The sequence below is a fragment of the Nocardia aobensis NBRC 100429 genome (assembly GCF_000308375.1).
GTDB classification, from domain to species: Bacteria; Actinomycetota; Actinomycetes; order Mycobacteriales; family Mycobacteriaceae; genus Nocardia; species Nocardia aobensis.
In genome coordinates, this window is the sequence record NZ_BAFQ01000058.1 from 20,274 (window position 1) to 32,993 (window position 12,720).

At 70.3% G+C, this 12,720-nt stretch carries 11 protein-coding genes; 4 read left to right on the forward strand and 7 right to left on the reverse strand.

The window, feature by feature from the left end; genetic code table 11:
- Positions 1-24: 24 nt before the first annotated feature.
- Positions 25-2,154, forward strand: coding sequence for a pyruvate, phosphate dikinase (locus tag RJ03_RS07700; RefSeq protein WP_063820344.1), 2,130 nt, complete (start codon positions 25-27; stop codon positions 2,152-2,154).
- The gene (locus tag RJ03_RS07705; RefSeq protein ID WP_157163371.1) at positions 2,144-2,926 is read left to right on the forward strand and encodes a tyrosine-protein phosphatase; all 783 of its coding nucleotides are present in this window, start codon (positions 2,144-2,146) and stop codon (positions 2,924-2,926) included. The genes RJ03_RS07700 and RJ03_RS07705 overlap by 11 nt, the downstream gene beginning before the upstream one ends.
- Before the next feature lie 9 nt (positions 2,927-2,935).
- Here RJ03_RS07705 and RJ03_RS07710 read toward each other — a convergent pair whose 3' ends face one another.
- Positions 2,936-3,121 carry a hypothetical protein gene (locus tag RJ03_RS07710; RefSeq protein ID WP_036499560.1) on the reverse strand — a complete coding sequence of 62 codons (186 nt, stop codon included), beginning with the start codon at positions 3,119-3,121 and terminating at the stop codon, positions 2,936-2,938.
- Between the two features lie 128 nt (positions 3,122-3,249).
- Here RJ03_RS07710 and RJ03_RS07715 point away from each other — a divergent pair, with 128 nt between their 5' ends.
- Positions 3,250-3,699: a thioredoxin family protein gene (locus RJ03_RS07715; RefSeq protein ID WP_036499578.1), complete on the forward strand. Its 450-nt coding sequence runs from the start codon at positions 3,250-3,252 to the stop codon at positions 3,697-3,699.
- 99 nt (positions 3,700-3,798) lie between these two features.
- On the opposite strand, the gene RJ03_RS07720 is transcribed toward RJ03_RS07715, so the two are convergent.
- The 3 genes from RJ03_RS07720 to RJ03_RS07730 form a co-directional block, all read right to left on the reverse strand.
- On the reverse strand, positions 3,799-4,404 hold the full coding sequence (locus tag RJ03_RS07720) for an isochorismatase family protein (protein ID WP_036499561.1): 606 nt from the start codon (positions 4,402-4,404) through the stop codon (positions 3,799-3,801).
- A 90-nt stretch (positions 4,405-4,494) separates the two neighbouring features.
- The gene (locus tag RJ03_RS07725) at positions 4,495-5,478 is read right to left on the reverse strand and encodes a GlxA family transcriptional regulator (protein WP_036499563.1); all 984 of its coding nucleotides are present in this window, start codon (positions 5,476-5,478) and stop codon (positions 4,495-4,497) included.
- A gap of 60 nt (positions 5,479-5,538) precedes the next feature.
- The gene (locus tag RJ03_RS07730) at positions 5,539-6,927 is read right to left on the reverse strand and encodes an MFS transporter (protein WP_051024439.1); all 1,389 of its coding nucleotides are present in this window, start codon (positions 6,925-6,927) and stop codon (positions 5,539-5,541) included.
- A gap of 71 nt (positions 6,928-6,998) precedes the next feature.
- On the opposite strand from RJ03_RS07730, the gene RJ03_RS07735 reads away from it, so the two are divergent.
- On the forward strand, positions 6,999-8,021 hold the full coding sequence (locus RJ03_RS07735) for a GlxA family transcriptional regulator (protein ID WP_245552208.1): 1,023 nt from the start codon (positions 6,999-7,001) through the stop codon (positions 8,019-8,021).
- Between the two features lie 37 nt (positions 8,022-8,058).
- On the opposite strand, the gene RJ03_RS07740 is transcribed toward RJ03_RS07735, so the two are convergent.
- The 3 genes from RJ03_RS07740 to RJ03_RS38285 form a co-directional block, all read right to left on the reverse strand.
- Entirely contained in the window at positions 8,059-9,534 is a 1,476-nt protein-coding gene (locus RJ03_RS07740) for an FAD-dependent oxidoreductase (protein WP_051024440.1), read from the reverse strand.
- Positions 9,535-9,607: 73 nt separating this feature from the next.
- Positions 9,608-10,540, reverse strand: coding sequence for a tyrosine-protein phosphatase (locus RJ03_RS07745; RefSeq protein WP_245552209.1), 933 nt, complete (start codon positions 10,538-10,540; stop codon positions 9,608-9,610).
- A 91-nt stretch (positions 10,541-10,631) separates the two neighbouring features.
- Positions 10,632-12,720 (reverse strand): PEP-utilizing enzyme (locus tag RJ03_RS38285; protein ID WP_157163372.1); only part of this gene is annotated, 2,089 nt, incomplete at its 5' end.

Below are 12,720 nucleotides of genomic sequence, written 5' to 3' on the forward strand. Positions count from 1 at the left end.
CGATGGATGGACCGAAGGAGTGACATGACCGCGGGTGCGGAGCTGGCCCAACGATCGGAGACCGTCGTCGGACTGGACGGCAACTGCCCGCTGTCGCGGGACCGGATCGGTGGCAAGGCCTGGAGTATCAACCACATGCGCGGGCTCGGGCTGCCGGTGCCGCCGGCATTCGTGCTGACCACCGACGCGTGGCGTGATTTCACCGAGCGCGGCACGATCGCCGACGACATCTGGCGGGCGGTCTGCGACGGCGTCGCCATGCTCGAGCACGGCACCGGCCGCACCTTCGGCTCGATCCGCCGGCCGCTGCTGGTCTCCGTGCGTTCGGGCGCGGCCGTGAGCATGCCCGGCATGATGGACACCGTTCTCAACCTCGGCATCAACGACGGGGTCGAACAGGCGCTCGCCGCCGCGACCGGCAGCGCCGGCTATGCCGCCGACACGCATCGGCGTTTCCGGGCGCAGTATCGCGAGACGGTGCTGCAATCACCCGACGGCGTGGTGCCGGCGGACCCGTGGGAACAGCTGCGCGCGGCGATCACCGCGGTCTTCCGGTCGTGGGATTCGGTGCGCGCCAAGGCGTATCGGCGCAACCGCGGCGTGTCCGACGACCTCGGCACCGCGGTCACCGTGCAGGCGATGGTGTTCGGCAACCTCGACGACGCGTCGGGGACAGGCGTGCTGTTCAGCCGCAACCCCAATACCGGCGACGGGCCGGCCTACGGCGAATGGCTGGTCGGTGGGCAGGGCGAGGACGTGGTGTCGGGCCGCACCACGCCGCGCCCGCTGAGCGACCTCGCCGCCACCCAGCCGCAGGTGCACGATCGACTGATCGCCGCCGCGGAACTGCTCGAACGCGACGGGTGTGATATCCAGGACATCGAATTCACCGTCGAATCCGGCACGCTGTGGATGCTGCAGTCGCGTCCGGCGAAGCGTTCGGCGCGGGCGGCGGTGCGAGCCGCGGTCGCGATGGCGGAGGAAGGCCTGATCACCGCTTCGGAGGCGCTGCAGCGGGTCGGGGCCGACCAGATTCGCGCCGTCCTGCAGCCCGCGACCACGGCGGCGGACGCGGGCGAAGCGCTGGCCCGCGGTGAATCCGCGTGCCCGGGACTGGCTTTCGGTGTCGTGGTCACCGATCCCGACGAGGCGGAGGCGCGCGCGGCGGCGGGCGAGAACGTCGTCCTGGTCCGGCCGACGACCAGTCCCGATGATCTGCCCGGCATGATCGCGGCCCGCGCGGTGGTCACCGAATTGGGTGGCACCACGTCGCATGCGGCCCTGGTGAGCCGGGAACTCGGGCGGCCGTGTGTCGTCGGATGCGGCCCGGGTGTCGTGGACGCGCTCGCGGGACGCAGCGTCACGGTCGACGGCGGCGCCGGTGTGGTGTGGGCGGGCGAGGCCGCCGGTGGAGACGTGGACGGCGCGGTCCTCGACGATGTGCGCAGACTCGCCGAATGGGCGGGGGTGGCACCCGATGACCTCGCGGGAGCCCTCGCCGGCGATGCGGAAGTCGTTGTGGCACAGGCGATTACCCGAACCGTGAGCGAGCTGGAACTGCTGCGCCTGATCGGGGTGAAGGGCCGGGTGCGCGGTGACGCGGTGGCCGCCAGCCTGGGCGGCGACGCGGACGAGGTGAGCGCGCGGTGTGCGGACCTGGTGGCCGGCGGATTGTGCGCCGACACCCCCGCGGGGGTGCGGCTGACGCCCGACGGGCGACATCGCCTGGGCGAGTTGCTGTCCGCCGAGCGCGACGAGGTCGACACCGCCGCGATGGCCGCCGCCTACGAGGACTTCTGCGTGGTCAACGCCGAGCTGAAGGAAATCGTGACCGCGTGGCAGATGAAGGACGCGGCCACACCCAACGACCACGGCGACGCCGAATACGATGCGGCGGTGCTGGACCGGCTCACCGAACTGCACACCCGGGTGCGGCCCCTGGCCGAGCGGCTGGGATCGATCGCACCGCGACTGGCCCGGTACCGCGAGCGGCTGGAGACGGCCGTCGAGCGGATCGCCGGCGGTGATCACACCTGGGTGGCGCGGCCGATCATGGACAGCTATCACACCGTGTGGTTCGAACTGCACGAAGATCTGATCGGGCTGTGCGGGCTCAGCCGTGCCGACGAAGCGGCGGCCGGCCGTGCCGAGTAATCCGATCGCCCAGGAATTCGACGCGACCCGGCGCTGGGTCGACTTCGAGGAAATCGACAACGTCCGCGATCTCGGCGGACTGCCGGTCGACGACGGCGGTACGACCCGATTCGGCGTGGCGCTGCGGTCGAGCACCCTGCAGCAGGCGACCGAGGCGGATGTGGCGCTGCTGCTGGGCTCGGTCGGGATGCGTACCCTGATCGACCTGCGGCTGCCCGACGAGGTGGAACGGGAAGGGTACGGCCTGCTGGCCGCCGCGGCGATCGAGAAGGTGAATCTGCCGGTCCGCAAATCGGCGCAATCCTCGCTCGCCGCACGGGATCTGGTGCCGGACAAGACGCGCGTGGACCTGGCACAGCTGTACGGACAGCTGCTCGCCGGCAGTCCGGAGGAGATCGTCGCCGCGGCGCGGCTGGTCGCCGATGCCGACCGGCAGGCGGTCGTATTCCATTGCGCGGCAGGTAAGGACCGCACCGGAGTGCTCGCGGCGGTTCTGCTCGATGCGGTGGGGGTGGCGCCGGAGGTGATCGCGGCCGACTACGCCCTCACCAACGAGCGGATGACGCGGGTACGCAACCGGCTCGACGCGCTGAACTCCTATTCCGGGCTGCCGCCGACGAGTACCGGAATTCTGGCCGTCGAAGCGGCCGTGATGCTGCGATTCCTCGACGACCTGCGGCGTGACCACGGCGGTGCCGCCCGCTGGCTGCGCGAGCACGGGCTGACGGCCGAGGAGCTGACGATGTTGCGGTACGCCCTGGTCACCGGGTAGTGGATACCCTCACCGCGAATAGTCGCGGAAGGTCATCACGAAGGCGGGTGCCGCAATCATGACGAGCAGGATGTAGGCCAGAACCTGCAGGCCGACATACGGCAGCTCGTGCACCCAGATACCCAGGATCAGGACGCCCAACAGCAGCACCACGCCGTAGAGCGGTGTTCGTTGCGGGTGGTCGCCCATACCCATGCCTCCACGATACCCAGCCGGGCCGCCGTCCGACAGCGCTCGACGGACGCCGCCCCGTCGAGCCCTGCTGTGACCGCCGATCCGTGGGAGAATCCGGACTCGACGATGGCCGACGCCGGGAGGAACCGATGCCCACCCAACCGTTGACCCAGCAGAACTTCGAGCAGGTGATCGCGACCCATGCGATCGTGCTCGTCGACTTCTGGGCCTCCTGGTGCGGTTGGTGCACCCGCTTCGCCCCGATCTTCGCCGACTCCGCGGCCGCGCACCCGGAGATCGTGCACGCCACCGTCGACACCGAGGCGGAGCCGGCCCTCACCGCCGCCGCCCAGATCAGCAGCCTGCCGACCCTCGTCGCCTTCCGCGAGGGCCTGCTCGTCTACTCCCATCCGGGCTTCCAGACCGCCGCCCAGCTGGAAGAGGTCATTCAGCAGATCCGGTGGCTCGACATGGACGAGATGCGCCGCCAACTCGGCGTGCAGAACCCCACCATCACCCCGCCCGCGCCGCCCATGGCTCGCGCAGGGGCCGCCGCGGGCCGCCCGAACTACGGCTGGCCCGGTCTCATCCCTGGCTAGGCCCCAGCCGACCTGTGGTGATCGGCCCCGTCGATTCGGCGAACTCGGGTAGCGCGGTATCGAAAACTGCACGGTCCCGATCGTCATCCGTCCATGGTGTCAGTCGGTCAGGCTCGCGACCATGGGGGCGATGCGACCGAACAGGTCGCTGATCGTGGTCAGCGCCGCCGCGTGCACCGCGTTCGCTGACAAGGGTGTTCCGTCCGGGGCGGCCAGGGCGCGGGTGGCGCAGGCCTCGGCGACGACAGTGGGGTGGTAGCCGCGGTTGAACGCGCCCTGCGCGGTGAACGCGACGCACATGTGGGTCATGAATCCGGCCAGGACCAGATCCGGTCCGGTAGTCGTGCGCCGCAGGATGTCGTGCAGGTCCGTCTCGTGGAAGGCATCGGGAAAGTTCTTGACCACCACCGGTTCTCCCGCGACGGGAGCGACCTCGGCGATGATCGCCCCGATATCGGAGCCGGCATCGTAGGGGGTGCCGGGGCCGCCGTCGTTGACGATGTGCACGACGGGGCGGTGCAGTGCACGGGCCGCGGCCAGCAGCCGGGCGCCGGCCGCGAGTGCCGCATCGGCCTCGGGAAGCCGCATCACCCCCTCGCGGTAGGTGTTCTGGAAGTCGATCATGACAACGGTGGCATCGGCCAGGCGGGGCAGCTCGTCGTCGAGGCCTACGACCTGGCGCAGGGGAGTGGCGACGGCGGACATGGTTACCTTCTTTCTCTGGGGGACAGGGTGTTTCGGGCAGGAGTGAGCGCCGGACCGGGCAGGCGCCCGGTCCGGTCGTGGCGGGTGAGATCAGGCGGAGGTGCGGAACCGCCGGCGGTACGCGCCGGGGTTGGTGCCCAGCCGCCGCAGGAACGCCCGGTGCAGGGTCTCCACCGAGCCCAGTCCGGCGGACCGGGCGACGCGCGAGAGCGGGAAGTCGCTGGTTTCCAGCAACCGTCGCGCCGACTCGACGCGCGCGGCTTCGACGTAGGCGGCCACGGTGAGCCCCATCTCCTGCCGGAAGACGCGCGCGAAATGCCGTTCGCTCAGGCACATTCGGTTCGCCAGGGCGGCGGCGGACAGATCGGCGTCGAGATTCTCCGCGATGTAGGTGCGCAGCTGTTCGATATCGCGGCGGGCCGGTGCCGGACGGCTCAGCGGCACGCTGAACTGACTCTGGCCTCCCTGCCGGCGCAGATAGACGACGAGTTGCCGGGCGACCGACAACGCCAGGTCCTCCCCGTGGTCGTCGGCGACCAGTGCCATGGCGAGGTCCAGGCAGGCGCTGATTCCCGCGCCGGTCCACACCCGGCCCGACCGCACGAAGATCGGATCCGGATCCACCACGACCCGGGGATGGTCCGCGGCCAGTTGACCGGCCGTCGACCAATGGGTGGTGGCCGTCCTCCCGTCCAGCAGTCCGGCGGCGGCCAGCAGATGCGCACCCACACACACCGACGCGATCCGGCCGGTGCGCGGCGCGACCTCGCGCAGCCAGCGCACCACATCCTCGTCGATTCGCGCGACCGGGCCGGACGGGGCCGGATCCACCGCGCCCGGCACGATGAGAGTGTCTATGCCCGTGCCGATGTCGTCGAAGGCCAGATCGGTGAGTATCCGGATACCGGCCGAGGTGCGCACCACACCTCGATCCGGTCCGGCTAGTAACACCTCGTAGTCGGCGCTACCGCCGCTCTCCCGATTGGCTAGTGCGAACACCTCCGCCGGCCCGGTGACGTCGAGCAGATCCACGTCCGGAAAGGCCGCGATAACCACACGATGCTTCGATGACATGCCTCCCATCCTCTGGGTTACCGGGTAGCGACCGCAACGACGGATCACTGTCGGATCCGGTCATGCCCGCGGACGGAACGCCCATCCGGCGACCGCCGCCAGCAATCCCATAGCCGCCATATAGAGCCAGCCGGCGCGGAAATCGGCGAGGTCGTAGCCCGCGGTGCGGCTGAGGATCGCGGTCAGCACGGCGACGCCGAGTGCCGACGCGGTCTGACGCGCCATCATCAGCGTCCCCGAGCCCAGAGACAACTGATCCGGCGGCAGCAGCGACGATGCGCCGAACAGCGGCGGTTGCAGCAGGGCCGTACTGACGCCCGCGAGCACGGCTCCTGGCAGGAAAACCAGCGGATACGATGCGCCGCAACCGCTCAGGGCGATCCACCACCCCGCGCCCGCCGCGATGGCGAACCCGCCCAGCGCGGCCGAGGCACGGGCGCCGATACGAGCGACCACGCGGCCGGACAGTGGTGACACCAGCAGGCAGCTGATCGGAATCGGTGCGATACCGAGGCTGGCCCGCAACTCGGAGTAGTGCCATTGCGCGGTGAGATACAGGGTGCCCGAGAGCAAGAGGGCCGCGAAGGCCAGGTAGTAGCAGAACACGCCGAGGGTGGCGATGCGAAACATCGTGTGCCGCAGCACCGCCGGACTCACCACCGGATCGGGGTGGTGGCGCACGTGGTAGGTGAATGCCGCCGCGAGCGCGATCGCCGCGGCCAGTGTGCCCAGCGTGGCCGCCGACCCGTATCCCCACGCCGCGCCCTGGACGAAGACGGTGGTCAACGCCGCGGTGGCGCCGAGAATCAGTGCGGCGCCGAGCAGATCGAGCCGGCGCCGCACGCGCGCCCGGATGTCGGGCAGTACCCGCGATCCGAAGGCGAGCGCCGCCAGCGTGATCGGTACGTTCAGCCAGAAGATCCAGCGCCAGCCCCACTCGAGCAGCAGGCCGCCGATCACCGGGCCGCTGCTGGCGCCCGCCGCGGCGATCGCGGTCCAGATGCCCATCACCGTCGGATGTTCTCGCGCGTCGAAGGAGGGCAGCACCAGTCCGAGGCCGGTGGGAACCAGCAGCGCCGCCGCCGCGGCCTGCACGACCCGCGCGGCGATCAACACGATCAGTGTCGGCGCGACCGCGCAGCCGATCGAGGCCACGCCGAAAAGCGTGATGCCGATGAGGAATCCACGCCGGCGGCCGGTGTCGTCGGCGAGACGGCCCGCGGGTACCAGCAGCGCGGCCATCACGATCGTGTAGGCGTTGAGCACCCAGGACACCGTGTTCGGGGCTGCGCCGGCGAACGAGGTCTGCAGGGTCGGGAAGGCGACGGTGACCGCGAAGAGGTCGAGGATCGCGAGGAATTGCGCGACGCTCGCCACCGCCAGAATCCGCCACCGCCGCGGCGATTCGGTGAGCGGCGTATCCGCGCGAGCATTGGCCGTAAGAGTCATGAATGCAACTATTCAGCCGCCGGATCGCGGGATCGAGTGGCAGAAGAGCCAATATGCGCTAGATTTCTGACATGACTGCGGACATGGTGTGCGAATCCGGACAACCCGGAACGGTGGCGGTCGCGGTGGCGCCGGGCCAGCCGGTGTTCGAGGTCGCGATCCCGTACCAGGTGTTCTTCGAACCGCCGCCCGGCGTCGATGCCGAGCACTGGTATCGGTTGCGGCTGTGTGGCCCTCGCGGCACCCGGCACGCGACGCTGCGCGATCCGTTCGTCACGTTGACCGATTACGACTACGACGATCTGATCGCCGCCGACACCGTCGTCGTACCCGCGACCCCGAATGTGCGCGAGGATCCGCCCGCCGAACTGGTGGCGGCGGTGCGCGCGGCCTACGAGGCGGGAGCGCGCATCGCCGCATTGTGTTCGGGCGCCTTCGTTCTCGCGGCGGCCGGCCTGCTCGACGGCCGCCGCATGACCACGCATTGGAAACATGTCCCGGCGCTGCTGGAACGGTATCCATACCTCGATGTCGATGCGAGCGTGCTCTACATCGACGACGGGCGGATTCTCACCAGTGCGGGAACCATGGCCGGGATGGATCTGTGTATCCACCTGATCCGCAAGGACCTCGGCTCCCACGTCGCCAATGCCGCCGCGCGCGGACTGGTGGTGCCGCCGCACCGCGCGGGCGGGCAGGCGCAGTATCTGCGGAATCCGGTGCCGCTCGACGCCGCCGATCCGGGCGTGGCCGCGACCCTGCAGTGGGCGCTCACCCGCCTCGATACCGTGCTGACCGTCGGCGACCTGGCCCGGCACAGCGGGCTCAGCGAGCGGACGCTGGCGCGGCGGTTCCATGCCGAACTGGGGACGACGCCACTGCGCTGGCTGCTCACCCAGCGCATCATCCGGGCCCGGGAGTTGCTGGAAACCACCGACTTCGCCGTCGACGTGGTGGCCGAACGCTGTGGACTGGGCAGTGCGGCGAATCTGCGCGCCCACTTCGGCCGGGAAGTGGGTGTGTCACCGAGCGAATACCGTCGCTCGCACCGGAGCAATCGGCACGAGGTGATCGTCGCGGCGGAACACGCGTAGACCGGTGCGGCGGCCGGTGTCGGTCCGTCGCCTGCGACTAACCCTGTGCCGCAGCGATTCCCGCGCGCCGGCCGAAGAACGTTCCGTCACCGAGCGACGTCCCGCTGATATAGCCCTGCCCGTGCAGATTGACCGCCGCACGACCGGCGGCGAACAGTCCGGGCATGGCGGCGCCGTCGATATCCAGAACCCGGCCGTGCGCGTCGGTGTGCAGTCCGCCGAGCGTGAACACCGACGCGCCGGTGCCGCGGCGGTCGCCGGCTTCGGCGGGCGGGCGGATCCCGGCGCGCACATCGATGGCCGCCAGCGGGGTACGCAGCGGCCGTAACCACCGCGCCGCCTTGTGCCGGTCGGGATCCGTTCCGGCGGCGGCGAATTCGTTGTAGCGGTGCAGCGTCGCGGCCAGCGCGCCCGGCGGCAGGTCCATCGCCGCGCCGAGTTCGTCGGCCGTTTCGGCCATATGGGTCGGCTGCACACCCCAGCGTTGTTCTTCCGGTACGGCCTCGAACGCTTCCTCGTCGACCACCACCCACACCCGCATGCCCTGCGTGAACAGCGCCGCCTGGCCGATGCGGCCCGGGTAGGTGTCCTCGTTGACGAAGCGCTGTCCCTTGTCGTTCACCAGAATTCCGCGCGCGGCCAATCCGGGAATCAGGGAGATTCCCACCTGCCCCGTCGCCATGTGCCGCACCGCCGCACCCGCAGCCTGCGCCATCCGGATGCCGCTGCCGTCGTCGGTACCGGCGCTGACCTTGGTATGGCCGAGCAGCAGCGGGGCGTGCGCGGCGAGCATCTCGTCGTTGTCGACGAACCCGCCCGTGGTGAGGACGCAGCCGCGCCGGACTCGAATCGTCAGCTCCCTGCCGTACTGCCGGGCGACCACGCCGGTGACGGCGCCGTCACCGGCGAGGATCAGCGCGGTGGCGGCGGTGTCGAAAAGCGTTGTCACGCCCGCCGATTCGGTCGCGGCGGTGAGGCACTGCATCAGCAGCCGGCCGCCGAAGTCGTTGGCGGTGGGCCGATGTCCGCGCGGGGCGGGGCGGGCGATCTCGGTGAAGGGCCAGCTGTTCTCGCCGAGCCACATCAGGCCGTCGTCGGTGGGCGGCACCCAGGCCGGGGCATCCCAGAGCGACGGTTTGAACGGCACGCCGCGGTCGACCAGCCAGTGGAAATGCTCGACGCTGTGCTCGCAGTAGTCGGTGATCTTCGCGGAGTCGGCGCCGGGGCCGAGGGCGGCGGTCAGATAGGCGGCCATGTCGGCGGGGGTGTCGTCGAATCCGCAGGCGGTTTGGATCGGGGTGCCGCCGCCGAGGTAGATCTCACCGCCCGACATCGCCGACGAGCCGCCCGGACCGCCCGCGCGATCGAGCACCAGCACCCGGGCGCCCGTGCGCGCGGCCTCGAATGCCGCTGCGGCCCCGGCACATCCGTAGCCGACGACCAGTACGTCGGTATCCAGGTCGTAGCGGGTGATCTCGGTCGACGGGCGCGGCGTCACCGAATGAACCGGCATGGTCTGCCTCTCCTCGGCGGCACGCCGCGCTCGACGGTGAGCGCGGCGTGCCGGTGGTCGGGTGCGGGTGGGCTCAGCGGCCCGGCTTGTCCAGCAACTTGGCCTTCAGGGCGTCGACCGTCGCGGAGTCCACACCCAGGCCGTCCGACAGGAACCGATCGAAGGATCCGTACGACTGCTGGACCTGGTCGAAGGAAGCGTCCAGATAATCGGCCTGCACGCCCAGAATCGGCGCGAACAGCGACGGATCGGTGACCAGGCCGCGCTGCACCAGCGCATCCATCTGTGCCCTGTTGCTCGCGGCCAGATAGTCGTTGGACGCCAGATAATCCTTGTAGATCTGCCCCTTGGGCACATCCAGGGCCGACATCAGGATCGCCGTCATCCAGCCGGTGCGGTCCTTACCCGAGGTGCAGTGATAGAGCACCGCATTCGGGGAGCTCGCGATCTCCTTCAGCGCCGCGGCGAACTGGGCCCGCGCCGCACCGTCGGTGACCAGCCAGCGGTAGTAGTCGCGCATGATCTGCGCGGCCTTCCCGTCACCGAGTTTGTCCTGCTGCGCCTGCGGTCCGCCGGCGATGGTGCTCGACACCATGACATAGAAGTCGTTGTTCGGATCCCAGATCGACTGCGCGCTGTAGGGAATCGACGAGGGCAGCTGATCCGGGGCGGCCTTCATCTCGTTCGGGCTCCGGAAGTCGATGGCCTTGCCGATCTGCAGCGAGGCCAGCTTCTGCTGATCGGCGGGGGTGAGCCGGTTGAGCGCATCGGAGCGGTAGACCAGGCCGAACCGGATCTTCCCGCCCCCGTGCTGCGTCGGATAGCCACCGATATCGCGGGCGTTGGGAGCGGAAATACCCAGGGACTGTTGCTGATCCGACGTGGCCGGCGCGGTATGGGCCAGTGGTGGTGCGGCGAATGCCGGGGTGGTCGCGGCGGGCAGGACGGCGATGAGCGCGGCGGCCAGACCGGCCACCGACCCCCGCAGGACATGCGAAATCGGCACGGGTGGTGTTCCTTTCCTCGAGGTCTGCCGGATCGACGACGGACCACGTCTGAGCCGCGGATACCTTCGCGCGGCGTCGAATCGGCGAGCCTCAGGCCTGCGCGTCGGCCAGCAGCGTGATGGTTCCGGCGGCGCCGTCGACCCGCACCCGCTGGCCGTCGGACAGCCCGGTGCTGGCGGTCTTGGTGTCCACCACGCACGGAATGCCGAACTCGCGGGCCACGATCGCCGCATGCGAGGCCGAGCCGCCGATATCGGTGACCACCGCGGCGGCGTAGGCGAACATCGCGGTGTGGCCGGTGTCGGTGACCGAGGCGACCAGGATGTCGCCGGGCTCGATATCGTCGTCGGAGCTCAGCACCAATTTCACGGTGCCCTCCACGACCCCGGCGCTCACTCCGGTTCCGGTGAGGCTCTCGCCGACCGCGAGCGCCCCCGAAATCGGCTGCGGTTCCCAGCGGCCGACCACCAGATCCGGCATCCGCACCGCCTGCAGTCGCACCCGCTCCTCGCGCCGGCGTGCCACCCGTTCCTTCAGATCCGCCGGGGCCCAGAGCAATTCGTCGAGCGTGAGGAACCAGGCATCGTCGACATTGTTGAGTTCGTGCCGATCGACCAGTCGCGCCGCGAGCTCGCGGGCCGCCATGCGCAGGCAGTTCGTGTAGCGCACCACCGCATCGCGGACGCGTTCCCGCGAGACCGTGGCGCCGACGGCCATCCGCGCGGTGCGCGCGGTCGGCTCGGGAACCGCGTCGCGCTTCGGCGCCGGGAGTTCGGCGGCCCGGGCGGCGGCGGTGACCAGCAGTTCGGGGCGATCGCCGAAGGTCGGGTTGAGGAATTCGCATTCTCCCGGGCCGCGGTGGCCGACCACCGCCAGCTCGGCATCCAGGGCCTGCGCGAAGCGGGCCGAGCGGCTGCGCGCCAGGGCGACATCGCCCGCCCGGGCGGCCTCGTGAACGGCGGGCTCCTCGCGGCAGACCGCGGCCAGCCGTTCCACCGCCAGCATCGGTCGCGCCGATTCGAGGCGGTTCACGTCGATCGGCACGTCCGGGTCGTCCTTGCCCCGTGCGTGCATGGCCGTCGCGGCGCCGACCAGCATGACGCCGATCGAGGCCGCCGCCCAGGACTGATTGAGCCGATCCCGCCACAGCAGTGCCCTCGCGTGCAGCTGCGCGTCGGACAGCTTCTCGATGTCGGTGCGGGACAGCGCCTCTCGATGTGAGGCGGCGTTGATCGTTTCGGTGGTGGCGCCGAAGCGCAGTGCCGTCGCGAGCACCCGGCCGGTGGCCTTGGCCGTACCCCACGTGCTACCCAGTCCGGTCGGCATCGGCGGACGGCCCTTGGGCTGCAACGGGACCTCGGGCGGGATGGCGCCGTACACGTCGCGGCGGATGCTGTCCTCGTCCCAGCCCGGCATATTGTCCGCGGCGAGGACGCCGATCGAGGCGTTGATGAAGATGTGGTGGCCGAGCACCGAGGTGACGCGGCTGGTCCAGTGCTCGAGGGCGATGCCGTCCAGGGCGATCATGTGGCCCATCGCGGCGTTGGCGAGCCGGATCGCCCCGGCCTGCAGGTCGATGGTGAGCGGGCTCATCGGGCCCGGCAGCGCCTCGGAGGTGTTGGTGGCGGTGTGCACCGGGATGCGCGGATCGACGCGGTCGTCGAATTCGCCTTCCAGGCCCTCCGGGGCGGCGACCTCCAGCGGATGCCCGTCGGACGTCTTCGCGCGCGCGGGAATCACGTAGTCGGTCAACGGGATCGCGCCGCGGCGGGCGCGGAAGCCGGTGCCGTGCGGGCGGCGGCCGACCAGTCCGCGCACGATGTCCTCGACCACTTCGGGACCGGTCCAGCCGTAGCGGAAATCCCAATCACCCTGTGCGGCGGCGGGATCGAGATCGGGAAGGTGAACGCCGCCGGTGCCGGGGACGCGAGGCGGAATCCGCAGACCGGCCTTCCGCAGCATCGCCCGCGCCTGCGAGCCGGAAACGAGCTCGGGCGCAACGAGATCCACCACGCCAGTGCGGTCGGAGGTCGCCGCGAGCACCAGGAAGCGTTCCACATCGTCGGTGTGCACCAGCGGAATGCGCTGCGAGCCGCCCGCATTCAGCAGGGTCCGGACCACCGGGCGGGTGCCCTCGGTGCGCCGGCCGGCCACCGGTGCGGGACGAACCAGCAACGCC